At 47.0% G+C, this 25361-nt stretch carries 24 protein-coding genes, 1 other RNA gene and 1 pseudogene; 2 read left to right on the plus strand and 24 right to left on the minus strand.

Annotated features, from left to right (window positions below; genetic code table 11):
* Position 1: 1 nt before the first annotated feature.
* The 15 genes and pseudogenes from ACFFLE_RS01820 to ACFFLE_RS01890 all read right to left on the minus strand — a co-directional run bounded on the left by ACFFLE_RS01820 (position 2) and on the right by ACFFLE_RS01890 (position 12310).
* The gene (locus ACFFLE_RS01820) at positions 2–550 is read right to left on the minus strand and encodes a DUF2140 family protein (RefSeq protein ID WP_380569470.1); all 549 of its coding nucleotides are present in this window, start codon (positions 548–550) and stop codon (positions 2–4) included.
* Positions 551–570: 20 nt separating this feature from the next.
* Positions 571–1047, minus strand: a complete 477-nt coding sequence (locus ACFFLE_RS01825; RefSeq protein WP_380569625.1) for a dihydrofolate reductase — start codon at positions 1045–1047, stop codon at positions 571–573.
* Positions 1048–1054: 7 nt separating this feature from the next.
* Positions 1055–2008: a thymidylate synthase gene (locus tag ACFFLE_RS01830; protein WP_380569471.1), complete on the minus strand. Its 954-nt coding sequence runs from the start codon at positions 2006–2008 to the stop codon at positions 1055–1057.
* Between the two features lie 211 nt (positions 2009–2219).
* Entirely contained in the window at positions 2220–2660 is a 441-nt protein-coding gene (locus ACFFLE_RS01835) for a BrxA/BrxB family bacilliredoxin (RefSeq protein WP_380569472.1), read from the minus strand.
* Between the two features lies 1 nt (position 2661).
* Positions 2662–3773, minus strand: a pseudogene (locus tag ACFFLE_RS01840) (conserved virulence factor C family protein).
* 11 nt (positions 3774–3784) lie between these two features.
* Complete coding sequence (locus ACFFLE_RS01845; RefSeq protein ID WP_380569473.1) at positions 3785–3958, minus strand: zinc-finger domain-containing protein; 174 nt, start codon at positions 3956–3958, stop codon at positions 3785–3787.
* A 63-nt stretch (positions 3959–4021) separates the two neighbouring features.
* Positions 4022–4417 (minus strand): ribonuclease HI family protein, encoded by a 396-nt coding sequence (locus ACFFLE_RS01850; protein WP_380569474.1) that lies wholly within the window; start codon positions 4415–4417, stop codon positions 4022–4024.
* 10 nt (positions 4418–4427) lie between these two features.
* Positions 4428–5300: a 5'-3' exonuclease gene (locus ACFFLE_RS01855; protein WP_380569475.1), complete on the minus strand. Its 873-nt coding sequence runs from the start codon at positions 5298–5300 to the stop codon at positions 4428–4430.
* Positions 5290–6138, minus strand: coding sequence for a sulfurtransferase (locus ACFFLE_RS01860; RefSeq protein WP_380569476.1), 849 nt, complete (start codon positions 6136–6138; stop codon positions 5290–5292). Before ACFFLE_RS01860 ends, ACFFLE_RS01855 begins: the two co-directional genes overlap by 11 nt.
* Before the next feature lie 3 nt (positions 6139–6141).
* Positions 6142–9501 (minus strand): dynamin family protein, encoded by a 3360-nt coding sequence (locus ACFFLE_RS01865; RefSeq protein WP_380569477.1) that lies wholly within the window; start codon positions 9499–9501, stop codon positions 6142–6144.
* On the minus strand, positions 9502–10632 hold the full coding sequence (locus tag ACFFLE_RS01870) for a THUMP domain-containing class I SAM-dependent RNA methyltransferase (RefSeq protein ID WP_380569478.1): 1131 nt from the start codon (positions 10630–10632) through the stop codon (positions 9502–9504). It lies immediately after the preceding gene.
* A 90-nt stretch (positions 10633–10722) separates the two neighbouring features.
* Positions 10723–11101, minus strand: an RNA gene (gene rnpB, locus ACFFLE_RS01875) — RNase P RNA component class B.
* Positions 11102–11113: 12 nt separating this feature from the next.
* Positions 11114–11440, minus strand: a complete 327-nt coding sequence (gene gpsB / locus ACFFLE_RS01880; protein ID WP_380569479.1) for a cell division regulator GpsB — start codon at positions 11438–11440, stop codon at positions 11114–11116.
* 4 nt (positions 11441–11444) lie between these two features.
* Positions 11445–11984 carry an SLOG family protein gene (locus ACFFLE_RS01885; protein ID WP_380569480.1) on the minus strand — a complete coding sequence of 180 codons (540 nt, stop codon included), beginning with the start codon at positions 11982–11984 and terminating at the stop codon, positions 11445–11447.
* Positions 11984–12310 (minus strand): DUF1798 family protein, encoded by a 327-nt coding sequence (locus ACFFLE_RS01890; protein WP_380569481.1) that lies wholly within the window; start codon positions 12308–12310, stop codon positions 11984–11986. Before ACFFLE_RS01890 ends, ACFFLE_RS01885 begins: the two co-directional genes overlap by 1 nt.
* An 87-nt stretch (positions 12311–12397) precedes the next feature.
* On the opposite strand from ACFFLE_RS01890, the gene recU reads away from it, so the two are divergent.
* Together recU and ACFFLE_RS01900 are read left to right on the plus strand one after the other, a co-directional pair.
* Positions 12398–13015 (plus strand): Holliday junction resolvase RecU, encoded by a 618-nt coding sequence (gene recU, locus ACFFLE_RS01895; RefSeq protein ID WP_380569482.1) that lies wholly within the window; start codon positions 12398–12400, stop codon positions 13013–13015.
* A gap of 2 nt (positions 13016–13017) precedes the next feature.
* Positions 13018–15435 (plus strand): transglycosylase domain-containing protein, encoded by a 2418-nt coding sequence (locus ACFFLE_RS01900; protein ID WP_380569483.1) that lies wholly within the window; start codon positions 13018–13020, stop codon positions 15433–15435.
* Positions 15436–15460: 25 nt separating this feature from the next.
* Here ACFFLE_RS01900 and ACFFLE_RS01905 read toward each other — a convergent pair whose 3' ends face one another.
* From ACFFLE_RS01905 to bshA, 9 genes are read right to left on the minus strand one after another with little or no spacing between them, the layout of a single operon-like run.
* On the minus strand, positions 15461–15745 hold the full coding sequence (locus ACFFLE_RS01905) for a YpoC family protein (RefSeq protein ID WP_380569484.1): 285 nt from the start codon (positions 15743–15745) through the stop codon (positions 15461–15463).
* On the minus strand, positions 15742–16398 hold the full coding sequence (gene nth, locus ACFFLE_RS01910) for an endonuclease III (protein WP_380569485.1): 657 nt from the start codon (positions 16396–16398) through the stop codon (positions 15742–15744). Before nth ends, ACFFLE_RS01905 begins: the two co-directional genes overlap by 4 nt.
* Positions 16391–17005: a DnaD domain-containing protein gene (locus ACFFLE_RS01915; RefSeq protein ID WP_380569486.1), complete on the minus strand. Its 615-nt coding sequence runs from the start codon at positions 17003–17005 to the stop codon at positions 16391–16393. The genes nth and ACFFLE_RS01915 overlap by 8 nt, the downstream gene beginning before the upstream one ends.
* Before the next feature lie 45 nt (positions 17006–17050).
* A complete protein-coding gene (gene asnS / locus ACFFLE_RS01920) occupies positions 17051–18340 on the minus strand; it encodes an asparagine--tRNA ligase (RefSeq protein ID WP_380569487.1) in 1290 nt (429 codons plus the stop codon).
* Between the two features lies 1 nt (position 18341).
* The gene (locus tag ACFFLE_RS01925) at positions 18342–19529 is read right to left on the minus strand and encodes a pyridoxal phosphate-dependent aminotransferase (RefSeq protein WP_380569488.1); all 1188 of its coding nucleotides are present in this window, start codon (positions 19527–19529) and stop codon (positions 18342–18344) included.
* Positions 19530–19559: 30 nt separating this feature from the next.
* Entirely contained in the window at positions 19560–22073 is a 2514-nt protein-coding gene (gene dinG / locus ACFFLE_RS01930) for an ATP-dependent DNA helicase DinG, 3'-5' exoribonuclease type (RefSeq protein WP_380569489.1), read from the minus strand.
* Positions 22074–22091: 18 nt separating this feature from the next.
* Entirely contained in the window at positions 22092–23054 is a 963-nt protein-coding gene (locus ACFFLE_RS01935) for a biotin--[acetyl-CoA-carboxylase] ligase (RefSeq protein ID WP_380569490.1), read from the minus strand.
* A complete protein-coding gene (locus ACFFLE_RS01940; RefSeq protein WP_380569491.1) occupies positions 23011–24222 on the minus strand; it encodes a CCA tRNA nucleotidyltransferase in 1212 nt (403 codons plus the stop codon). The genes ACFFLE_RS01935 and ACFFLE_RS01940 overlap by 44 nt, the downstream gene beginning before the upstream one ends.
* Positions 24215–25360: an N-acetyl-alpha-D-glucosaminyl L-malate synthase BshA gene (gene bshA / locus ACFFLE_RS01945; protein ID WP_380569492.1), complete on the minus strand. Its 1146-nt coding sequence runs from the start codon at positions 25358–25360 to the stop codon at positions 24215–24217. The genes ACFFLE_RS01940 and bshA overlap by 8 nt, the downstream gene beginning before the upstream one ends.
* Position 25361: the final 1 nt, after the last annotated feature.

Raw genomic sequence — 25361 nt, forward strand, 5'->3', positions numbered from 1 at the left:
CTTAATCATTTGTTATTGAAAAGTACCACTCGTCATTCTGGTAATCAATCTTTTCGACTTCCACTTCCATTTTAAAATCCTGCGTTAATGTTTTGGTGTTGATCAATAATGCACGCTCATCATCATCAAAACGGATGCCCTCTGGGAGATCGCTTTGATTTTTGATGATTGAGTAGAACATATCTTGGGTGAGCGGCAGATCGCCAACATCGATATCCTTTACGGCAAAGACGACCTCTTCACCTGTAGAGACGGGTTCAAGATTCAAAGAAGTTTCTATTTCAATGCCAAGTACATCCTGCACAGCCTTAAAATAGATACCCGCTTCACCCACCGAAACCTGAATGGATTCCTCATCGATTGCATCATTGAGGATGGATTGCACTGCTTGATTGGTCATCTTCAATTCTATACCCGATTCTGCTGTGTTATAATTACCATTTTTCTCATCAGGCAGATCATATGAATTGCTGAATGTAATGGCTATCCATATGATGAACAGAATATTGATGGACAGCAGTATTGAGAAGAAAGTCTTCCAAATGTTCAAACCCCAACTCCCCTCCTTCTTCACTTGCGTCTATAGTGCAGGAATTCATAAGGATATCTGTTCTTTTCATTTTGAATCCCCTCAATCTTATCGACCAGTTCCCATTCAGAAGGATCATAATCGGGAAAGAAGGTATCACCAGCGAAGCGCCTGTGAATACGGGTGATGTGCATTTCCTCTACAAGGTGCATCGTCTGATTATAGACGGTGCTACCTCCAAAGATAAATACTTTTCCTTCCAAAGAATTGATTGCATCAGTATGATTGATGACATCAATGCCTTCTGCACTGAAAGTTTCATCGCGCGTCAATACCACATTGCGCCTATTCGGCAGGGGACGCCCCAAGGACTCGAATGTCTTACGTCCCATGACGATTGTATTCCCTTCCGTCAGTTGTTTTACATGTTTAAGGTCTTCGGGAAGATGCCAGGGCATTTTGTTTTTAAAACCAATTACAGATTGGTCGGCGTAAGCGACTATTAAAGATATCATGATTCTCCTCCTAGACGGCTATTGGTGCCTTGATATAAGGGTGGCTTTCGTAGTCGATGACCTCGAAATCTTCATATTCCAGTTCGAACATTGATCTATTGCCTTTTATTTTGATTTTAGGAGGGCTGAAGCTCTCACGGGCGAGCTGTTCATTTACTGCGTCCATATGGTTGGTGTAGATATGTGCATCCCCCAACGTATGGATGAATTCATGTGCCTCCAGACCACACTCCCGTGCGACAAGCTCAAGCAGAAGCGCATAGCTTGCTATATTGAATGGTACGCCTAGGAAAACATCTCCGCTTCTTTGATAGAGCTGCAGGCTCAACTTACCATCGTTTACATAGAATTGGAAGAAGGCATGGCATGGCGGCAATGCCATACCGTCGATTTCGGCAGGATTCCACGCCGTAACGATGTGTCTCCTTGAATCTGGATTCTTTTTGATGCTTTCGACTACATTCTTCAACTGATCCGTAAATGAGCCGTCCGGGCCTTGCCAATGACGCCATTGCTTGCCATAGACATTTCCAAGATCACCGTATTTCTCGGCAAACGCATCATCTTCCAGTATCTTATTTTTAAAACGCGTCATTTCTTTCTTGTATGTTTCATTGAATGATGCATCTTCCAGCGCACGGCGTCCGAAATCGGTCATATCCGGGCCTTCATATTCTGCGGATTCGACCCAATTTTTAAACGCCCACTCGTTCCATATGTTATTGTTGTATTGAAGTAGGAAACGTATGTTCGTATCCCCGCGTATGAACCATATCAATTCTGTTGCAAGCATTTTGAAAAGCACCTTTTTGGTTGTCAGTAGCGGGAATCCCTCTTTAAGGTCAAAGCGCATCTGATGGCCAAACAACGAATAGGTGCCGGTTCCGGTGCGGTCATCCTTGTAGCTGCCCTCGCTTTTGATTTTTCTCATAAGGTCATGGTACGTATCATCAAAAGTATTCATTAGATCCTCCCCTTTTCTTTTTGGACGTCTTTATATATAATATACATTGAATACAGTTAAAATAGTTAAAAATTTATTTGATTTGGGGTGTCGATCATGGAAATATTTATGACGGTCGGTCTCACTCTTCTTGCTCTCTATTTGATGTCGATGAGTATTTTTGAGTAGATCCTATCCAATAAAAACAGGAAAGGCTTGGCCTTTCCTGTTTTTATTTTGAACAATTTTCATCAAACGCTTCCTTCAAGTCCATCATGATGTCATGCACATCCCGGCCCTCGATATTTTCCCGGGGCACGAAATGAACAAGTGCATCCCCTTTGAAAAGGGCCATGGAAGGGCTGGAAGGCGCTTGACCGATGTACTCGCGCATACGTTCAGTCGCTTCCTTGTCCTGGCCGGCGAACACCGTTGCCTTATGATCCGGCTTGATGGGGTTCTGTTCCGCTACAGTTACGGCAGCAGGCCGTGCGAGTCCCGCTGCACAACCACAGACACTGTTTACAACCACAAAGGCGGTTTCATCTTTGCCGATGCCCTTCATGAACCGATCGACTTCTTCTGCTGTAGTAAGATCATTGAAAGCCATGCCAGTCAATTCTTCACGCATCGGACGTGCCATTTCCTTCATGTACTCTTCATAGGCGTTCATATTATCGCTCCCTTTCCTGAATTTGCTTCCATACGCTGCCGAGGGCTTCTTCGCCCTGCTCTATACGGGTGATGGCCATTTCGATCTGCAGTCGTACATCGTACTGCGGATCATCTTTATGCGCCTTCAAATGAGACAGGCTCTCTTCATCGCCGACCTCATATATGAACATTGCTGCACGCCACCTTACGATCGGGCTCTTGTCGCCGAGTAGAGGATAGATATCCGGCAATCCTTCTTCGTATCCAAGGTCACTGTATGCATCACCAGCAGTCCGTCTGACAGGTACGGAACGATCCTGCAAGGCTTTCTTAAGGTAAGGCAGCGTCTCACGCTCCTCAATCATTGCCAGCAGACTCACCGCTTCCCGCCTGATCTGCATCTTTTCATCTTCCAGGGCGATGGATAGGACGGGATAATCATCCTGTGTGGGTGTCTCCATATGATTAAGCAGCCACAGGCGTTCCTTCCAGTTGTCGCGTGCAGTGAATTCGGACTTCTCCACCTTGAAGTAGCGTTTTGGCTCCGGGGCCTTCTTTGTCTTTGCTTCCTCCACCATGGTCTTAAGCACTTCATCGTCATGGAGCGCCTCAAGCTCTTCAGTCAACTCTTCGAAGATTGATTCGGGTTCCCCGTATCTGGTGCCATAGTCCTCCCATTTCCTGAGCATTATGATGTTGTCTTCAGGAAGGGTTGCCGCTTCCACGGCATCGGTGAAACGTTCTGGCAGCTGCCTGCGGTGTTCCTGGCCATCGTTGAGCTTGATCTGGTAGGGTATGCCCTTGAAGGTAAGCACCTGGGCTGAGACGGAGCCAAAAGCATTTTCAGATTCTAGTTTTTTTTTACTTCATCGTCATTATTGGAATCGAAAGTTTGCTCGATCTGAGGAATGAGCGTCTCCCAGTCCGCCTTCGGTGACTTGTCGACCGAGATGAAATTGAGGGCGTGGAAGACGCTTGTGACATCCTCCAATTCAAGTACGCGGTTGATGAACTCAGGTGCCTCATCTGAAACAGCGCGGTAAGTCGATGACTTCATTTCCTTCTTCTCTTCACTCACAGTGATTTTCATTGTATTGGGACTTGGTGTCGGTTCAATTTTTACGATTTCCATTATATATCCTCCTATTGAAGTTTATTGCCATGCGTCCGTATCGAAATGCCGACCGAACACTCATGGATGCAGAAATTATGTGCAGCTGTCCTGCTGCCTTCGGAACGGTTCAATTCTTTGAGAAGGCAGCCATGACAGTACTTTTCTTCTAGATCATTAATTTTTTCAAGTACATCTGTGTTCACTTTTCAACCTCCTCCACTGATTATAACGAAGTTCCTTCCATAACAAAAGGCAGGGCCACACAATCAGTTTTTCCGGTGCCTGAACAGTGCGTCTTTAGCGAGTGCATCAGCGTGTCTATTTTTATTCCTCGGGGTCCAACTGATGATGAACAAAGCCATTTCCCCTAACTTATCTGAAACACTCATAAAATATTTTCGGAACACTTTATTTTTGACGTGGTTTTTATCGAAGCTATCTGCAATGACCTTTGAATCGGTGTGGATGATCAGTGAACGATATCCATGCTCAAGCGCCTTATCTACCGCAAATTCCAAAACCGCCCACTCCGCCTCATGGTTATCCATCTCCCCGAGATAAGCGGTGAATTCTTTTTGTCCAGCGTCATCCTTGAAGACTACAGCGCCGGCAGCAGCCTTCGGGTTGGTGCCGGCTGCTGCATCTATATATACACGTGTCATACAGACCCTCCTAGAGACCGAGCTTCCCTACATATTTTCTGGCGATGGACAGATCATGTGCCAAGAGCACCTGATCGACGTCCTGAAGGGATAGGCGCAGTATGCTCGATTCACTTATCTCCCTTGCGTCAAGCGGGACATCGGTAATGATCTTCGCCAGCTGGTGGGCAATCCTCAAAGATGCCATATCCGCTTCAATCTTCTTTCTCAGTGCTGGTGTCAGGGTGTCGAGATTAGTCAGCATATTGTCTATATTGCCATATTCCCGTATCAGCTTGAATGCGGTTTTCTCACCCACGCCTTTGACGCCTTTATAGCCGTCACTTGCATCCCCCATCAGCGCCTTGACATCGATGAATTGCCGAGGGGTGATGCCATGTTCCAGTATAAAACGCTCTTTTGTATAGTGATGGTACTCGGTATAGCCTTTCTTCGTCAGCCACAGCTCATTCTCTTCATCCAGAAGCTGAAGGAGGTCGCGGTCACCGCTGACCATGACGACATCATCGAACGTGGTCGACAGCGTACCGATGATGTCGTCCGCTTCGTAGCCCCTGATGCCGATTTGGAAGATGCCTAAGTCATCAAATACTTCCTTGATGTGGTCGAATTGCGGAATCAGCTCATCAGGCGGGGCTGTGCGGTTCTTTTTATAGTCTGGATACCAGTCGTTGCGGATCGTCTGTGACCCCATGTCCCATGTGATGATGAGTCGGGTCGGCTGTACGGTTTCAACCAGCTTGAAGACATGGCGCACAACCCCCTGCACGCCGTTGGTCGGCCTGTCGAAGGCACTGTACATGAACTGCTGCCTGAAACTGGTGGCGTAGAAATGACGGAACAGGAGCGCCATGCCGTCTATGATCAGATTTTTATCCTTCAAATTTTGCCATCCTTTCATGCATGGTCGACACACCGGTCTCCACATCGTGATGGCGGATCCATTCCGAGAAGCTGCCGCCATAGAGGCGTACCGGCAAATCCATGCTTTCAAGTACATAATAAGGCGGGGTCGCACTCATGCCCGAGCCGCAATAGACTATGAGTTCCCTGAATTCCGACAGGAAGGGCCTGAGGTGCTCCAGACTGGTTATATTCAAGCGGCCTGATTCAAAGACGTCGGAATACGGGATATTTACAGCGCCTGGTATATGCCCTTTCTTAAAGTCGATCGGCTCCGTGTCACCGAGGTAGCGGTTATGTGCCCTGACGTCGATCAGCAGCACATCATCAATGCCCACAGCATGCTCCACGTCTTCTAGTGTGGCGAGCATCGATACATCTGGAGGCTGTACCTCACGGGATTCATCAACTTCATCCGGGAAGGAAGGCGTGTGCTCCAGTAGCGTGAGGCCGGAATCTTTTAGGTTCTCGCACGCGTCATTCCACAGCATGGCATGGAAACCGTATAGCTGGAATAGATAATAGAGGCGTGTATGAAAGAATGCGTCCTCCTTATCCAACAGAAGCAGTTCGGCATCCGTGTCTTGCTTCAGTGCATCATAAAGTCCGCCTACCACTGAGCCCGGTGGTATGGGATGACGCCCTTCATTTAGGCCTTCTGATGTGAACATCCATGGCTTTTGGGGAATATGGAGGCCTAGATATGGTGTGTCTGCCACCATCGCGGCGGATGCATCTAGATCATCCATGACATTACGGCAATCGATGGGCATGAACTGTGTGCCACGTAGATTATTGTCGGTACTGTCGATAATCATTTTTTAATCTCCTTTATGCCTTCTCAGTTGTTCGAAAAGTGCCTGGTCTTCTTCATAGTCCGTTTCGCTGATATCAGCAAGCGGTTCATTCAATGCGTGTGAGACAGTGGTGAGTTCATCGTCCAAAACGGCGTCTTTGGCTGTCAGATACTCATCTGCCATCTGCACTAGCTCCTTTTTTAGCGCCTCGAAATCGATGGAGCCGACAATCGCCTCGGACAGCTCGAGTAGCAGGCTCCTGAATGCTTTAGGTTGGCTTCTCGATTTATGCAGCGCTTTTTGATGGTCCAACAGGACTTGCGGTTTGATGCGCAGTTCCGGCTGTGGCCTCGGCACACGGCCGTCTTCAATACGGCTGGCGATCATGGCTTTGCCCAAGTCTTCGTTGATGGCTGTCAAGGACTGCATCAGCTCGGCATCAGCCTTGTGGTAGACTGCGTTGAAACTTGTGGCAAGTTCAAGTCCAAGGTGCTGGTTGATGTCATTGGAGAGCGCCGTCAGATTGTCAGCGATGAAATTCCGTTCTTTTATGTCCGCAGCCGATATCAAGTATTTCAAGTAATCGTAGAGTTTAAGCTTCAGCTGCTTTTCAGTATGGGAGAGGATGATGTCAATCTCCTGCTGCAGGGTATGTGCAAATTGCTGTGCACTGTAGTCGGCAAGCGTTTCAAGGAGACGACGCCGAAGCGTTTCAATGCGATCCTTTTCCTCATTCTGATTGTGGTACCGTCGCATATTGGAAGCCACTGCTTCTTCCAGCTGGTTGGCCGTTTCCCTAAGCGACTGATACTGCATGCCTATGGCATTATTGTTGGCAATCTCGGTGATTTCCGCCTTGGCCGCTTCAAACTGAGCATTATGGGACGTCACTGCTTGTTTGCTCGAGACCGGGAATACTTTATGGCTGATCTCGAGGTGATCAAGCGACTCGTGGGTATAGTCCATGACTTTTTCCAAGTCTGCCTCGGTCCGCATCAGATCCACCGCATTGATGATGAAGATGATCGGGAAGGCGCTGCCTTTTATCGATTTTATATACTGTAGGAAGCGCTCATCGGAACGGCTGAAGACATGATTGTAGTAGGAGACGTATATGATCATATCACTGTCTGAGATGATGTGGTGCGTCTCCTCTGTATGGCGTTCGTTGATCGAGTTGATGCCTGGTGAATCGACGATGGAAAAGCGCTGTGTCAATTCATTATCGACGGCCAGATATGCCTTATGGATGAAGATCGCTTCTTCGTCTGCACTGATCTTTTCTATAAGTTTATCTTCGGACATGCTGATTTCCTTGCCCAGATCATCACGATGGGCGTCGTAATGCGTCAATATGCCGTTTAGGAACGGAATGTAGGCTTCTTTGACATTATTTTTATGGCGTTTGATCCAAGGGATGAAATCAGTGATGGACTGACCCTCCTGATTGGTGATCACTTGAAGCGACTGGACGATATCCGCTTCTGTCTTATAGAGTGCCCGCGACTCGCCCACGTTCGATATCTCAGTGATTGTCGCGGTGGTCGGATTCGGGCTTGCAGCCAGTCGGGCCTGACCCATCAATGCATTGATGAACGTCGTTTTGCCGGCGCTGAAGCCACCGAAGACGCTGATGTTGACTTTACCGTCATGGATGCGTTTGAGCTTCTCGTTGATTATTGCAGCGAACTCCGCATAGCGCGGATGCGGTTTTAGGATCTTCAGGAGATATTCGAACTGATCGATGTCCATGTTTTGTGGTGCAGGTGCTTCATACCCTCTCGATTCGGGGCGCTCCGTTTCGGTTCGGGCCACATCACGGCTCACCGCTTCCGTCAGTTCAAGCTTGTCGGTCTCGTCGTCCAGATGGATATAGAAATGCCTGTAGTTGGCAGTGCCTAGGGACTCCTTCAAGGCAAGCAATGCCGCCAGATGTTTCGCATCATCAATCTCATCCGAATGGTCTTCAGTCCGTGTCCCTTCAGTGGCTGCGGATAATGTGGCGGCATGCGCCAATGCAGATGTGGTGACGTCTTTTTCAATCCTGGCTTTCAACTTGTCCAAATAGTTCATGATGTACTGGGAAGAAAGGGTGGTGATGTCTTCCTCAGACAGCAGTTCATCATTCCAAATGTACCGGAAAGGCGCCCCTTCTAGAGTGAGCGTATCAAAGAAGGCATTCACCGGGGCGTTTATTTCAGATTGGATGACGGGTTGAATCTCCTCACCGATCTTTGTGCGCTGGGACTCATATAGTGACTGGTACTTCTTTTGCTTGCCAAAGAACCCCCCTGGTTTGATGTCGCCGGATAATACCTTCAAAAATTCGGTGATCGCGGACTTCACGGGGTGGGGATATAGATAGCTGTCCTTTGCGATTGCCTTCACTTTATCCTGTATATGTGTCTTCAACTGGTCTGGGTCGGAGTGAAGTGCTGCAATCCTGTTCTGGTCATCTTCCTTTTCGAGATAATCGATATGGTCCTCTACACCCTCTTTCTGGACACCTTCTTCAAGTCCCAGGCGCTCCTGTAGAGAAGAGATCTGGTCATCCAGATAATACAGTTGACGGCTTTCGATATTGTCTACAATACGTTCATGGTACGCCGCCTCATATGCCCCGCGGTGCGATTCGACTTGTGAGATGTGCGCAGCCAGCGCCTTTACATCATTATGCGGGGAATCATAGATGGAAGTTGTAAACACTTTCTCCGGCATGATGCGCCATTGGCTCAATGTCTTTTTGATGCGTGCGATGAAGGTGTCCATGGCCAGTTCCCCATCGTCATGCTTATCGATCTGGTTGATGATCAGGGAGAACGGGATGTTCATCTCTGAAATCTCTTTTAGCAGCCTTAGATTATGTTCGCTTTCGACGTGATTGTATTCGACTGTAAAGAAGATGTAGTCACTGTTCAGCAGGAAGCGGTTGGCACTGTCTTCATGACTGTCGGTTCTTGAATCGACACCCGGCGTATCCTGGAAGACCGTCTTTTCCTTGAATACTGGATGGGCTACTTTCATCGAGATCGACGCAATGTCCAAGTCACCCGTGTTCAACTCCCTGAGCGCGCTGTAGTCTTCCAGTGGAATGTATCTATATTGGTCGATGAAGGCCTGGATCTCCTCCGCTTCACCGATTTCCACCGATACGGTGTTGCTTGTGGTCGGCACTGGCGATGAAGGCAGGATATCGCGGTCAAGAAGATGATTGACCAAACTGGATTTCCCTGCAGAGAAATGACCGATGAATGAAAATACAAGCTGGCCCCTATAAGTTTTCATAATGGCATGGTCAATCTGTGACACCAGAAATGCATTGTCGGACTTCAGAATCTCTTTACGTAGTTTATACAGGGTTTCAAGGGTAGCGGTTCCAGACAATTATTCATTCCCCCGCTTTCCCCAATATTGGAAGTACGTGGTCTCTATATAGCCGTTGAACAGTTTACGGCGCTTCGTCGCACGCTTCCCTACTATATGTTCGAACATTTTATTTGAAGTCATCAGATAGACGCTCAGCGTCGGGTCGGCAACCATCATATCGCCAAGCCGTCTGTACATCTCTTCGACTTCTTTTGCCTCCCCGATGCGTTCGCCGTAAGGTGGATTGGTCACCAGTTGGGCATCTTCATCTTCAATCTCAAAATCATGGATATCGGACACCAGGAATTCAATATCATCTTGCAGGCCGACTTCTAAGGCATTATCCTTAGCGACTGATATCATTTCAGGATCGATATCAGCGGCGATGATTTTGATGTCCCGCTCATAAAGGGCCGCTTCTTCTAACTCCATACGCATATTCTGCCAATCCGCCTCCGGGATGATGTCCCATTTTTCAGCATCAAAAGTACGGTTCGAACCGGGTGCGATATTGAGCGCCATCAACGCGGCTTCAATCACGATCGTACCAGAACCGGCAAAGGGGTCTATCAAAGTTTTCGAGCCGTCATAATTGGCCAGTTTGAGCATGGTAGCGGCCAACGTTTCTTTGATCGGCGCCTCCCCCTGCCCCGTACGGTAGCCGCGTTTATGGAGGGCATCGCCACTTGTGTCGATGGTCAGCACTGCCCGGTCTTTCAGTATGGCGATATCCACCTTGTATCTCGGGCCATTTTCAGGCAGCTTGCCTTTAATGTTGAATGCTTCTTTAAGATGTTCGACGATGGCTTTTTTCACGATGCGTTGTACGTCGGGTACACTGTACAGCGTCGATTTATGGGAACGGCCTGTAACGGGGAACGCAGCCGCTGGACCGAGGATGTCCGACCATGGCAATGCCTTCGTCTGTTCAAAAAGATCGTCGAAGGATGTCGTTTCAAAATCCCCGACTATGATGCGGATACGGTCGGCTGTGCGCATCATCAAGTTCGTCCGGATGATGGCCGTTTCATCGCCCTCAAAATAGACACGTCCATTTTCGAGTGTCGCAGGATAGCCAAGCGCCTCTATTTCATCGGCGACGACCTTCTCTACGCCCATTGGTGTGTTTGCCAGCAGTTTGAATTGCATCTAAAAACCCTCTCTTTTTTTATGTATGACCCATAATCTATAAAATAAAAGCCCCCCATTTCGTAATGGAGAGCGTGTCTAGTCCGGTGTCTCTGTAAGCCATGTTCTGTACCACCGTGCTGTCATGTGCACTAGTTACACTCGCACAGTGGTGATAATCATCTGTCTATACTACAAAGTAGTATCTCTCCGCCGGTTGAATTCCCATTGGAAAGTGCTCCTACCAAATTTGGATTGCTCACTCGAGGGGTTTACCGCGTTCCACCTCCTGCATTTCTGCAGAAGCTACGTCACTGTGGCACATTTATGACTACCGGGACCATATTCTCACTTAGGCCCTGTCGTCGCCGTCAGCCTTAAGCTGCCCTGACTTATTATTTCGTCAGGCACGAACACTACACTCATCTCAGAAGTGTGTGAGCATGGACTTTCCTCTATGCATCAGAGTGCATAGCGATTATCCGAGACATACCGGTTCGAATCAATTAACTTTAGACTGTCCAAACACCTTTTTTTCCAGATTGCTCAAGCGTTTGAGTATATCGATCTGGTGGTTTTGCGTCTGGTTATCAACGGAGCGTGATTTAGTCGCTACACGAATCCTCAGTTCCTCTACTTCCTTTTTGAGGCGGGCATTCTCATCTTCCAGTCTTTTGAGGCTATTATTCATATCAGCCATCTTCTGATAGTCGCTGATGACATCATCAAGGAAACTATCTACTTCAATCGGCTTGAATCCTCTGATAGATTTTTCGAATTCTTTCTCGAATATATCTTTTGCTGAAAGCTTCAGCGTGTACTCGCTCATTGTATCACCTCTCATACGCGGAATCTATGAAAGCATTGATTTCGTCAAATTGTATTCTTTCAATATTATACGGCCTATCTTCCTTTAGTTCAAGCATTTGATCATATATGAATCGGGTTTTTGAATCGGCCTGTTCATCATATACGACGAGGGCCTGGTCCGAATGGTCGATCAGGAATCGGTTGATCATCGGGAACATCCGCGGAGATTCGTAAGGTCTGTCGAAGATGAACTGGTGATGATCGCTGTTATCTAAAATCTGGTGCAACAGCAGCGCATCGTCCTCCTTGTACCGCTCGTCGAAGCCGTGGAAGGGCTTCAGCACCGAATACTTGAATGTATATTCCTCTCTCAGCTCGATCATCGCCAAGGCGGCGTAGAATTCGATGCCGGTGTACCCTTGGATGATGAACCATTCGGTGCCGTTATCGATATATTCCTTCAATTTGAATTTCATGAAGTCTTTAAGCACCTGGGCTTCAGGCTGTGACGATTTGAATATACCGAGCTCATAAGGCCTATAGCCGGCGATCAGTGTCCGCATCAGAATAGCGCCTCCCTTTCGGCGTGGGCCAGCCACATGTTGAGGAATTTGTATTTCTCACGGTAGACTTTCTTACTGAAGCGGCGCATATGACAAGCCATCAAGAGTTCCATGAATTCCTCTTCGGCCTTTTCACGGGTGGCAGCGTTGAAGCGGAAATCCGTCTTCATGTTCCTTATGGACATCACAGTCTCTTCGTTATCTTTAAGGAACGGTTCGATCTCCTCACCGAAGTCGAATTCGTATCCCGCCCTGGCCTTCTCGTACCTCCGGGCAACTTCATCAAGCAATGCGCGCAGTTCGGAAAAAGAGGGGTTTCTTGACAAAAATGCTGCACCTCCTATAATTATCAATGTTTAAGTCAGCATAAATATTGTATAATGATATATCATCATACACAATAACGAAAGGTGATGGGCATGAAGTACCCTAAAGGCACGAAGCCCCGGCACAACAATCCTGCTTCCCGGAAGAAGTCGAGAAGCGGGACGGTCCGCTACGGATCGCGGGGAATGACGCTTGAAAAAGATCTTGACCATACCAATCAATTCTACCTGGAGACCGGACGGGCCGTCATACACAAGAAACCGACGCCCGTGCAGATCGTCAATGTGGACTACCCGTCAAGAAACAGGGCCAAGATCGACGAAGCCTACTTTAAAGTACCGTCGACAAGCGACTACAATGGCATATATCGAGGAAAATATATAGACTTTGAAGCTAAGGAAACGCACAACGAGTCCCGTTTCCCCTTCATCAACATACATGAACACCAGGTTGACCATATGATACGGTGCCATAGGCACGGCGGCTTAGTCTTTATCATCCTCCGCTTTTCATTCTACGGGGAAACGTATATGATGCCCTTTGAAAAGTTCCTGCCGTTTTGGGATGCTTATAAAGATGGTGGCAGAAAATCAATCAGATATCAAGACATCAAGTATGAGAGCATCCTGCTTAAGCAGGCCATAAACCCGCGCATCCAATATTTGGACGCTGTAGATGAATTCTATTTCGAGAATGGAGAATGACAATGGCACAAAATTATAAGAGAAGTTCTGGGAAGCCACAGAAGAAAGGTGGAAAACGCTCCAGGTCATCAATAATCAAGCGCATAGTTTTATGGCTCCTGCTCATCGGCCTGGTTATGCTGGTTGCCGGGTCCTTCCTGTTCGCCTACTATGCATCGAAAGCCCCCGCCTTCAGCGAGGAAAAGCTGAAAGATCCGATACCTGCTAAAATATACGATAAGGACGATGAGCTGGTCACGAAGCTGTTTGAAGGCCAAAAGCGGGAACTGCTGGACATCGACAATACGCCGGAATACGTCACTGATGCTGTACTTTCGGTTGAGGACGACCGTTTCTATGAACATGGAGCTGTGGATTTCCGGAGACTCGGCGCAGCGGTGCTCAATAATGTTACGGACGGTTTCGGCAGTCAGGGAGCGAGTACGATCACGCAGCAAGTCGTCAAACGGGTCTTTCTGACCGAAGAGAAGACCATCGCCCGAAAGGCACAGGAAGCGTATCTCGCCTATCGCCTGGAACAGGAATATTCGAAGGACGAGATACTCGAGATGTACTTGAATAAAATCTACTACTCGGATGGGATATACGGCATCAGGACAGCATCAAAATACTATTTCGACAAAGAGCTTGATGAATTGAACCTGGCGGAGACAGCCTACCTTGCCGGCTTGCCGCAGCTGCCCAACCGGTATAATCTATATGTGGATGGCGAATCGGGAACCAACCGGGCCCACACTGTCCTGAACCTCATGCTGCATCATGAACGCATCACCGAAGAACAGTATAATGAAGCGATAAATACGGACATCACAGCGAATCTGGTGAGCCGTTCGGAAGAAGAACGTGCTTCTAGTGAACCGGAAGATCCTGAATATGCCTCATATATCAATATGGTCAAGCAGGAACTGCAGACGAACGATAAATTTAAAGATATGGAGCTTGGTGAAGCACTGGCAAGCGGCTTGTCGATCTATACGAATATGGACAGTGGTGTCCAAGCGCAGCTTCAGACGATGGTCAATGACAGAGATTATTATTATAATGAAAAATTCAAAAGCGAGCACTTCAATATTGCGTCCACCATCCTGGATACACAGACAGGTGATCTGGTCGCCGTCTCTGGAGGACGCGATTACCGTGAAGTCGTCATGCATAACCAGGCATTGGTCAAAAAGAACGTGGGGTCTACAATGAAGCCTTTCCTTTCCTACGGCCCTGCCATAGAACATATGAAATGGCGGACGGATCACCTCATTGAAGATGAAATGGAATACCAACCTGAAGGATTCAGCAATACAATCAGCAACTATGATATGCAGGATCACGGCGAAGTTACGATGAGGGATGCCTTGAGGCAGAGCTTCAATATTCCGGCAGTCAAGACTTTTGAAGCCGTAAAGGAAGAAGCGGGAGAAAATGCGCCTGAGGAATTTGCGGAAAATGTCGGACTTGAGTACAGCACTGAGGACGAAGACGATCTGTCGTTGACGTTCAACGATGTGCTCGGGGGCGGTGACCATTCACAGTTCAGTCCACTGGAAATGGCCCAGGCCTATGCTTCTTTCGGCAACGGTGGTACTTACAATGAAGCGCAGTCAATCCGCTACGTCGTCACCGATGAAGGTGAAACCATAGAGTTTGAGAGCGAATCCGAAAAGGCTATGGAAGATTACACAGCCTACATGATGACTGATATGCTAAAAGGCACTTTTGAACCTTACGGCAGTGCAGACTTCATTCCAATGAATGGCTTGAACATAGCCGCCAAAACGGGAACCACTTCCTACTCGAAAGAATTGAGGGAAGAGAATAACCTGCCCGACAATGCAGCGAAAGATGCCTGGATTGTAGGATACACACCCGAGTACACAATGAGTGTGTGGACCGGATTCAACAAAACCCTTGAAAATGGTGAGGCGTCATTCGTCGGTCAGGATGAGCACATTACGCCGCAATGGTTCTTCAGGGACATCATGCAGTCGATCAGCACCTATAATGGACAAGATTTCGCAAGGCCTGATAGCGTTGTCCAGGTGAACGGCAATGAACTCGCCGTTCAGGGCAATGAAGGACTTCAGTCTACAGAAACCGGCAGAAGACAACAACAGAATACTGAAACCGAGAAAACAGTAGAAGAACCAAGTCAGGTCATTACAGAAAGTGAAGAAGAACCAAGCACGCAGGAAAATACTACTGAACCATCAACACAGGAAGAGACTACCGAAGAGCCGACTGAGGAAACGACTTCTGAACCGGTCCAGGAAGAAACGACTGAAGAGCCGACCCAGGAAGAAGCCACTGAAGAGCGGACTGAAGAACCGACTTCTGAACCGACTGAGGAGCAGACGGAAGAAGCGGCGCCTTCTGTTGAAGAGCCAGTGGAGGAGCAGACGGAAGAAGAAACAGATGAAGCGGCATAAAAATAAGCACCCCTGCCTGGGGTGCTTATTTTTTGTTCCTCCTGACGCAATAGGAGGCGTACTTTTTAACGAATTCCGTATAGATCAAATTCAACTGGACGATGCTGTGGTATTTATAGGGATTGGCTTTTATATAAGAAATCCTGTCGCAGTAGTTAAGGGGGAGGACTTCTGGATGATCGTCTGTTTCTAGTTCCGATAAGTGCTTTTGGATATGATCGGTGACGAGTGAATAGTATTTGTCGTAAAGATCATGGTCAGGCTGACGGGCATTTTTGATGAGTGAACCGTAGACTGCCTCGATCGTCACAGTAGCCCTGCCTTCTTCATACGTTTTTGCCCTTCCCTACAATCGTCGAGAAGCGGACACGCTTCACACTTCGGGTTTCTCGCAGTGCAGTGGTATCTGCCGAAAAAAATCATCTGATGATGGGTCTTACTCCATCTATCTTCAGGGACTTTCTTCATAAGGGTCTGTTCCACCTCAAGCACAGAGTCTTTGTACCGTGCAATGCCTAATCGCTTGGATACACGTTCGACATGCGTGTCCACCGCAATTCTCGGGACGCCGAATGCCACTGAAAGTACAACATTTGCGGTTTTTCTGCCGACTCCAGCGAGGCTGACCAGGTCATCGTAATTATCAGGAATTATTCCGTCAAAACGCTCAATGACATCTTTGCTTAATTTTTGGATGTTTTTGGCCTTATTTCGAAATAGGCCGATTGATCTGATGTCCTGTTCCAGCTCAGCCTGCTCGACCGCAATAAAATCCTCGGGCCCTTTATATTTCTTAAAGAGCTCACGGGTCACCTTATTGACAAGGTTATCTGTACATTGTGCCGATAGAAGGACGGCTATAGTCAGTTCAAATGGGTTCTCATGGATGAGTTCACACTCGGCATCTGGAAACATGGCGTCAATCTTATCTATCATTTCTATGGTTTTTTTCCGGCTAATCAAAGACATCTTCTCCTTCCAACCAAGATCTGAGGGGCATATGGGTGCTGTTTTGAGGTGATTTCTTGCTTCTCGGCTGACTTAGGATACGCTCCACATACTGAAGGGATGTCACTTGATTCTGATAGGCAAGATCGACAGCTTCTTTTATTGACTCAGCACTATTTGCTGGGTCTTCAAGCCAGCTGTTGATCCTTTCGAATTCATTCGGGCTGATGACACGGCCGTACAGTGCTTCAATATATTCGAATAACGAGCGTATTTCCGAAGGGTCCGGCTCTGCCGCTTTTTCCTCGATGAACTGTGGAAGTTTCCTGAACAGCGGTTCGAGCGAGAAATGTTCGACATACCGGCCTTCATCTTTGACTGTTTCGACCTCAAGCAGCCCGTTTTCGATCAGATGTTGGATGACATCCGAAACTTCTCCAAATGATATCGTCATCCCTTCAGAAAGGTGTTTGAAATCAGGCAGTTCTGCTGAATTATGACGGATATCAGACAGTCTTATGACGATGATCAATGATTTCTCATCCAACCCGAGTTTAGAGTAATTGTCGAGCAGAATTTTATTGACCGGCACATTCATATACTGTATATAATCTGCAAGCATGATAAAAGCTCCTTATAAAAATATCGCCTTGCGGCGATATTGGTTTTATGGATAGAGACGGTTGAGCAGACGTGGGAATGGTGCTGTTTCCCTGACATGCTGTACACCACTCAGCCAGGCAACAGTACGCTCGAGGCCGAGTCCGAAGCCGGAATGCGGCACACTGCCGTACTTCCTCAATTCAAGATACCATTCATAGGCATCAAGATTGAGTCCGCTTTCTTCTATCCTTTGTTTTAATGTGTCATAGTCATGGATTCTTTCACTGCCTCCAATGACTTCTCCATACCCTTCCGGTGCAATCAGATCGGCACACAGGACGGTACGTGGATCCTCGGGATTTTCTTCCATATAGAATGACTTTATCTCTTTTGGATAGTTGATTATGAAGACGGGTTTATCGAAATGGTTGGCGATTTCGGTTTCATGTGGCGCTCCGAAGTCATCTCCCCACTCTATATCTTCAAAACCTTTTTCCTTCAACAATTCTATCGCATCAGTATAAGTGATGCGCGGAAACGGGGCTTTGATCCTCTCAAGCGCTGTTGTATCACGGTCAAGCCGTTCAAGGTCGAGCTTGCAGTGTTCCAGAACTTGCGTAACCAGGTATTCTACATACTGTTCCTGAACTTCAAGGCTGTCCTCATGCTTATAGAACGCCATTTCCGGTTCGATCATCCAGAACTCAATAAGGTGTCGCCTTGTCTTCGATTTTTCGGCGCGGAATGTAGGTCCGAAAGAGAACACTTTTCCATGAGCCATTGCTGCCGCTTCTGCATATAGTTGGCCGCTTTGTGAGAGGTAGGCATCTTCATCGAAATATTTCGTATGGAACAGCTCTGTTGTACCTTCCGGTGAACTGCTTGTCAGTATCGGCGGATCGATCTTTTTGTAGCCGTTGTCGAAGAAATAGTCATAAGTGCTCTTGATGATCTGGTTGCGGATGTTCATGACAGCGTGCTGCTTCTTCGAACGCAGCCACAGATGCCTGTTGTCCATAAGGAATTCAGCGCCGTGGTTTTTCGGTGTGATCGGATACCCATGGGACTCATGGATGATTTCAATGTCCTCGACTTCCATCTCATATCCAAACGAAGAACGGTCATCAGCTTTAATGGTGCCGGTAATATACATGGAGGTTTCCTGGTTGAGGCCCTTGGCGGTTTCGAATAGACTTTCGTCATTTTCTTTTACTACGATGCCTTGCATGAAACCTGTACCGTCCCTAAGTTGCAGGAACTGAATCTTGCCACTCCCTCTTTTCTGGAGCAGCCAGCATCCTATCGTTACCTTCTGTCCTTCATGTTTTGGTGCCTGGTTAATTGAGATCTTCATGTCAAACTCCTTTTGCATGTTGTGTTATGAATTTTTTGATGCGTTCAAGCGCTTTTTCCATATCCTCTGCGCTCAATGAGTAGCTCAGGCGGATATTGTCGGGTGAACCGAATCCGGAACCCGGCACTACAGCCACATGCTGTTCTTCAAGCAGCTGTGCGACGAAATCATCGACACTATCGAATCCGCATTTAACAGCACACTCCTTGAAATTCGGGAAGAGGTAGAACGCGCCTTCTGGTTTTATGCAAGTTATATATGGCAGCTCCATCAATTTACTGTACGCTTTATCCCGGCGTTCCCGGAAAGTATTATTGTATTCAACCAGATACGAATCTTCCATCCCATAAGCCGCTACCGCAGCCCATTGTGATGGTGTGGCAGGGTTCGATGTCGAATGGGTCGTAAGGTCAGTCATCGCCTTCATGAGGTCACGGTCGCCACAAGCGTAGCCGATGCGCCATCCGGTCATCGCATGGGATTTGCTGACGCCATTTACGATGATGGTGTTCTGCTTCATCTTATCGCTCATCGAGGCGATCGAAATGTGTACATTATCGTAGACGAGTTTTTCGTATATTTCATCAGCCACTACGATTATATCCGTCTCTTCGAGATAATCTGCAAGTGCCTGGAGTTCGTCTTCTGTGTAGACCATGCCACTTGGGTTGCTTGGTGAGTTGAGGAGCAGCATGCGTGTACGGTCGGTCACGTGGCGCTGAAGTATTTCCGGCGTCATTTTAAAGGACGTGGATTCATCTGTATGCATGATGACTGGCTTACCTTCAGCCAGTTTAACCTGTTCAGTGTAACTTACCCAGTAAGGGGTCGGTATCAGGACTTCATCCCCTGGATTCAAGGTCGCCTGGAAGATATTGTAGAGGACATGCTTTGCACCACTTCCAACGAAAATCTCTGATGTGTCGTATTGCAGGTCATGGTCCATTTTCATCTTTTTTGAAATGGCTTCTTTAAGCTCTGGAACACCAGAGGCAGCGGTATATTTGGTATGGCCTTCCTTTAGCGCCTGGTAGGTTTTCTCGATGATCTCATCTGGTGTATTGAAGTCAGGTTCTCCTGCTCCAAGGCTGATGACATCAACGCCCTGGGCTTTCAGTTCTCTTGATTTGGCTGTGATGGCCAATGTCTGGCTTGGTGTGATGTTCTTTATTTTTTTAGAGAGTTGCATCGTCTGTCTCCTTTAATAGTGTTATATCCATTATAAGTCACGAAGCAAAGCTTTGAAAGACTCAGTGTTTCCTTCTATGACGTTTTCGTCAGGGAAGTATTTCAGAAAGGCATTTTTATACCTTCTGCTGAGCAGCCGTTTATCGAACAGGAACAGAAGCCCCTTGTCAGATGGTTTGCGATGGATACGCCCCGCTATTTGACGGAATTGAAAAACAGCTTCCGGCAGATCATTTTTATAGAAATGCCTGAAGTCCGGCTGTTTTGGCACGGGGAATGGTAATTTTGTCAGCATTAGGCTCTTCAATCCGTCCCCCTCTATATTGATGCCTTCGTTGAAACTGGAAGTGCCAAGCAAAATGCTGCGTTCCAGCTGATTGAATTGGGACAGCAACTTGTCGCTGGCCATTCCTCTCGTCTGCCTAAGTATGACGAAGCTTTCGAATGTTTCGATGGCTTCCATGTATTCATATACCTTATCAAGCAGTTCATAATTGGAAAATAGAATCATTAGTTTTTGATCCGTTTCACTCAAATAGACGGCCATATATTCCACGATTGACGAGATGAAGGCATCGTCATTGATATTGTAGTCCGGCACATCTTCAGGAATGAAGAGCTTCGTGCTGTTGAACAGGGAATCATTCGCAAAGACTTTGGTGCGGGGCTCATGCTCTCCGAACCAATAATCAAGATGGCTGAAGCCGCCGTTCACTTCGAGGGTCCCTGAGAGCAGGATGGACGCCGAACCGCGCACCACTCTCTCTTTGATGGTCTCCATATCATCAAGCTGTATATGGATTTTTATCTTTTGGAAATTAACGTCAACATCAAGAGAAAAGCGCTCATTTTGAAGCCCTTCGTATATCTGTTTAAGCACCATAGCATAATGGTGCATATGGTTATAGATTGCCTGGTAGTCGCCTGTGTCCCTGACGATGCCAAGAAATGTCGAGGCGTGCCTTGAGCCTGTCTCAAGATGTGCCATAAGCTGTTTTCTGTTGCCGGCCGAGATGGCACTGAAGATATTATCGATATTATGGTTGATGCGTTTTAATATATCTTCAAGCATTTCGGCGTCCGCAGCATCATTTTGTTCGAGATAGCTAGAAAGTAGCCTCTCCTGATTGGTGGTGCCTATCTGTCCAATGAAGAACTTCATGTCCTGATAGCCATAGGAGACCTTCAGACGCTCATCGAGCGCGCGCTTCAGCTGGTGGGCCTCATCGATGATAAGCACTTCTACATCCTGCAGGTATTCAGCACAGTCTGTAAGGAAATAATGGTTGGTCACTATCAGAGTCGACTCTTCGGCACGTTTTAGGGCCCGGTTGAAGAAAATCTCTCCAAGTGTGCCGGATTGGATCGACGCAGTCCGGTAGTAGGATTTTTCAGGTCCCCTTAAATGTATTTCCGCTATATCCCCTGTTTCAGTTTCCAAAAGCCATACGAGCAATTTCATCTTCAACTGTATGATTTCTGTATTATCCTCTTCAGCGGAGAGCAGAAGTTCTACGGCATCGAGATCAATGTAATTATCTTTTCCCTTCAAGCTGGCTGTCGGTATATCTTTGCCAAGCGCCGCCTTCAGAGATGCCAATTCATCTTTGATGATCTGGTTCTGCAGAATCTTCTTCGACGTGGAGATCAACACTTGTTTTCCATACAACGAATGATAGCTTACGGCTGCAATAAGAAAAGCGATGGTTTTTCCAATACCAGTATAAGCTTCCACCGCGAGGTTTTCAGATCGTTCCATCGCTTCGAATATTTCTTTCGCAAGATGTAGCTGGTCCGCCCTGAAGTCTTTATGTGACCAGCGTATGTAGGCACTATATATTTCGTCCACTGACATGGGAGCAACACTCGCCCGCTTCGTTGTGGCTTTACGGATATGGAAGGTACCATACCGTTCGAGATGAGTCGTCTTTGATGATGTAGATTCTGCTGCTACAGAAAAGATCAGATCTGAAAGGTTAAATTTCAGGGGTTTGGATAAATGGTACAAAAGCTTCAAAGTCTCTGTATCGAGTGCAGTGATCTTAGTGAGCAGATGGATAAGCAGTTCTGCAGTAGCCCTTGCATCTTCATCAGCCCTATGGGCGTTTGACAGTTCAAGATCTAATACTTGCGCAATTTCATTAAGCTGAAAGCGCTCGAGCGTGGGCAAGAAAATCTTGGATAGTTCAACAGTGTCGAGCAGGTATAAAGGCCTGAAGGAAATACCACAGGACTTGAAGGCCATTTCAAGAAACCCGTAGTCGAATTCCACATTATGTGCTGTAAATACACACCCTTCAAGCATACTCGAGATGTGTTTTGCAACCTGTTTAAACTTCGGGGCGCCTTCCAACATCCCGCTGTCAATCCCAGTCAAATCTTGGATGAAAGGAGAGAGCATGACTTCATCCGACAAAAATGTAGTATACTGATCGACTATCTTCAAGTTTTCAACTATTACAATACCTACTTGTATAATGCTGTCTCTATTCCGATCGTTGCCTGTTGTTTCAAGGTCTACAACCGCAAATTTCTGATGTTGCATCTTATCACCGATTCCCCACTATAATTCTATATCTGCACTGATTACTCTTCTGAGTCGACCATTTTCATCCACCACTTCAAGGAAGCCGCCCTCATCTATGTCAAGTGCCCGAGCCATGAATGAATCTCCTGTCTCGCTGATTTTTAAATATTTGTCGAATATTATCGATTTGGCTTTCCACTCGTCCCTGATGGCAGTGAATGGATGCTTGAGGAACAAACCATAGTAATGTTCCAGGTTTCTAAAGAGATGCTTCATGAAAATGTCCGTATCGAGCCCCTCCCCTTCAGCCATCTCTGCTTCGATGGAAGTCGCCCTCGGCAAGGAAGACAAAGCTGCGTCATTGAATATATTGATGCCGATGCCACATACCACAGCATTGACAGCATTCCCTTCACTCACTACTTCCGTCAGGAATCCGCATACTTTCTTATTATTGATATATATGTCATTTGGCCATTTTATGCCGCTCGATAGATTAAAAGTTTCATCAATGGACTTGGAGATGGCGAGCGATATGAATAAATTGAACCGGATGATGTCCGTCAGTGGCACGTTCGGTCTCAATACGAGTGAGATATAGAGCCCCCGCTGTTTGGGAGAAGCCCAATTACGGTTGAATCGGCCACGTCCTTTCGTCTGTTCCTCTGAAACCACGATAAATGCACCGTCATAGGTATCGAGCATCTTAAAAGCAATATTCTGCGTCGAGTCGACCGTCTGCAGATATTCGATATGCCCGAACACTTCGGAGTGTTCCACCAGAACTTCCAAGGCGGTCTGATTTATGTAGCCGGGCGGCGCAATCAACCGATGACCTTTATTCGGTACAGATGTAATCTGATAGCCTTCCGCTTTTAGCGCTTTAATGCTCTTCCATACTGAAGTTCTGGAAATGCCAAGCTGATCCGCCATCGACTGGCCTGAAATGTATTCATCATTCTTTAATAATCTTAATATGTCCTGTTTCGATTTCGACATGGGCGTCCATCCATTTCATGATTTCATACTTGTCATTCTTTAAATTGCCACACAGAATCTCTTCTTCAAGCGCCTCCATAATTGTACGGATCCATTTGCCGCCAGGCAGATTAAAATACGCCATAAGCTGCTTGCCATCGATGGCAATATCTTTTTGGGAATGTATCGGCAAATCCGATTTCACCCCTATCGCGGCAGCTATATTCTGCACTTTCAGCGATGAAGAGAAAAAAGGATTGGTGCCCATCATGGAGGACGCAACAGATAGTATTCTATCAGAAAAACTATATGCAAGCATCAAGTAATCTTCGTGTGCAGCGTCCTCCGACAATTTTAATATCTGGTTGATTTCATTTTTCATCTCGTTCGAAAGTTTCAAGGTATTGAGCGCGTCATATAAATCTTCATCCAGCCAAATCTGCAGTGCAATCTCCTCCAGTAATGATTCTGGCCGTGTTTTGAGGAATGATGTTTCACACACATGTTTGAAGAAAGGGAGATGCGCTGTAATCCCAGTTTTGACAAGGACGTGTTTTGCTTTTAGATTATCCTTCCCACCATACAATTTTACAAGCTCTGCCACTGTTCGCTCTACAGCCACATGTTCAAGGTATTTGGCGCTCTCAGTCATGGCATCTTGCGTGGCTGTTTCAACGTCAAACTGCAGCTGGGAAGAGAAGCGTGCTGCCCGCAACATCCTGAGGGCATCTTCACCGAATCGTTCCCTTGGGCACCCGACCGTCCGGATGATTCCATCTGCTATATCGGCTTTGCCTGAATAGGGGTCCAAAATCTTGAAATCTTCATCCATGGCCATCGCATTCATCGTAAAATCCCTGCGCTCCAAGTCCGTATAAAGCCGGTTGGTGAACGATACGCGGTCCGGCCTGCGAAAATCACTGTAGCCTTCTTCTGTGCGGTACGTCGTGACTTCAAAGGAGACACCTGAAATCCGTACGATGATTGTGCCATGCTCCTTCCCCACATCGATCGTCTGCGGGAATAGTGATTCTATCTGATCCGGAAGCGCGTTGGTTGTGATATCTACATCATTCACCGTGCGTCCCATATAGTAATCCCGTACGCAGCCTCCAACAAAGTATCCCTCGAACCCGTTGGATTTCAATGTCTTCAGTATCTCTCCACCTAAAATAAATAACTCATGCATTGTCTGCATCCCCTAACAGATCTCCATAAAGCTTCTCGTACTGACTGACGATGACATTGGAGTGGAATCTTGATGCAATATCCGACAACATATTCTCATGCATTTCCCTATATAAAGAAGGGTCTTTCGCCAGTTGCATGATATGTTTTCCAGCACTTCTGTAGTCCCCCACCTCAACCAGGAATCCAGTATCTTCATTTCTGATCACTTCACTGATGCCACCAGCCACACTGCCGATAGGTACTGCGCCGCAGTTCATCGCTTCGAGCAAGGCTAATCCAAAGCTTTCCTTCTCACTCAGCAACAGGAAAATATCGCTCATCAGATAGAATGACCGTACATCCGTCTGTTGGCCGGCGAAGATGACATGGTCCTTCAGCCCCAGAGACTTTACCAGCCTTTTGACACTGTTCATTTCGGGACCATCACCCACCAGTACCAGCACTCCATTGAGTGCTTCATGCACAGTATGGAAGGCCCGCACTATATCATCGATGCGCTTGATCTTCCTGAAATTGGAGGTGTGCATCAATACGATAGTGTCTTCATCTATACTGAAACGTTCCTTCATCTTCTGCTGCGTCATCTGGCGATGTTCAACATTAAAATAATTTTCATCGACGAAATTATGTACGGTGCGGATCTTTTTCTCCGTCTCTATCACAGCTTTCGTCTGTTCCTTTAAGCTCTCGGAAACTGCCGTAACAGCATCAGAGCCGTTTATGCCAAAACGGATGGCGCTCACTAACGACATATCGTAGCCGAGCACTGTGATGTCTGTACCATGGAGAGTGGTTACAACGGGCACCTCCCGTCCAGCCATCTGCCTCGCCAGTATACCGCATACGGCGTGGGGCACTGCGTAATGCATATGGATGATGTCCAGGTTATGCTCAAGAATCACTTCAGAAATCTTACTTGCGATGGTTATGTCATATGGCGGGTAACGAAAAACGCTGTAATCATTGATATCCGTCTGGTGAATATAGATGTTGGGATGGCTTGTGCTTAGACGGAACGGTACATTGGAAGTTATAAAATGGACCTCGTGCCCCCGCTCTGCCATCTGTATACCAAGCTCGGTGGCGATGATTCCGCTGCCCCCTACACTTGGATAACATGTAATGCCAATTTTCATA

The organism is Salinicoccus siamensis, assembly GCF_042429615.1.
Lineage (GTDB): Bacteria > Bacillota > Bacilli > Staphylococcales > Salinicoccaceae > Salinicoccus > Salinicoccus siamensis.

Excerpts from the sequence above, each read along its gene's own strand:
- gpsB (WP_380569479.1), bottom strand. The coding sequence starts at position 11,440 with ATGAGCGAGTACACGCTGAAGCTTTCAGCAAAAGATATATTCGAGAAA.
- ACFFLE_RS01900 (WP_380569483.1), top strand. The coding sequence starts at position 13,018 with ATGGCACAAAATTATAAGAGAAGTTCTGGGAAGCCACAGAAGAAAGGT.
- ACFFLE_RS01940 (WP_380569491.1), bottom strand. The coding sequence starts at position 24,222 with ATGCATGAGTTATTTATTTTAGGTGGAGAGATACTGAAGACATTGAAA.
- ACFFLE_RS01915 (WP_380569486.1), bottom strand. The coding sequence starts at position 17,005 with ATGCTTGCAGATTATATACAGTATATGAATGTGCCGGTCAATAAAATT.
- recU (WP_380569482.1), top strand. The coding sequence starts at position 12,398 with ATGGGCATGAAGTACCCTAAAGGCACGAAGCCCCGGCACAACAATCCT.
- ACFFLE_RS01885 (WP_380569480.1), bottom strand. The coding sequence starts at position 11,984 with ATGCGGACACTGATCGCCGGCTATAGGCCTTATGAGCTCGGTATATTC.
- ACFFLE_RS01870 (WP_380569478.1), bottom strand. The coding sequence starts at position 10,632 with ATGCAATTCAAACTGCTGGCAAACACACCAATGGGCGTAGAGAAGGTC.
- ACFFLE_RS01925 (WP_380569488.1), bottom strand. The coding sequence starts at position 19,529 with ATGCAACTCTCTAAAAAAATAAAGAACATCACACCAAGCCAGACATTG.
- asnS (WP_380569487.1), bottom strand. The coding sequence starts at position 18,340 with ATGAAGATCTCAATTAACCAGGCACCAAAACATGAAGGACAGAAGGTA.
- dinG (WP_380569489.1), bottom strand. The coding sequence starts at position 22,073 with ATGCAACATCAGAAATTTGCGGTTGTAGACCTTGAAACAACAGGCAAC.
- ACFFLE_RS01860 (WP_380569476.1), bottom strand. The coding sequence starts at position 6,138 with ATGATTATCGACAGTACCGACAATAATCTACGTGGCACACAGTTCATG.
- ACFFLE_RS01935 (WP_380569490.1), bottom strand. The coding sequence starts at position 23,054 with ATGTCGAAATCGAAACAGGACATATTAAGATTATTAAAGAATGATGAA.
- ACFFLE_RS01835 (WP_380569472.1), bottom strand. The coding sequence starts at position 2,660 with ATGAACGCCTATGAAGAGTACATGAAGGAAATGGCACGTCCGATGCGT.
- bshA (WP_380569492.1), bottom strand. The coding sequence starts at position 25,360 with ATGAAAATTGGCATTACATGTTATCCAAGTGTAGGGGGCAGCGGAATC.
- ACFFLE_RS01850 (WP_380569474.1), bottom strand. The coding sequence starts at position 4,417 with ATGACACGTGTATATATAGATGCAGCAGCCGGCACCAACCCGAAGGCT.
- ACFFLE_RS01830 (WP_380569471.1), bottom strand. The coding sequence starts at position 2,008 with ATGAATACTTTTGATGATACGTACCATGACCTTATGAGAAAAATCAAA.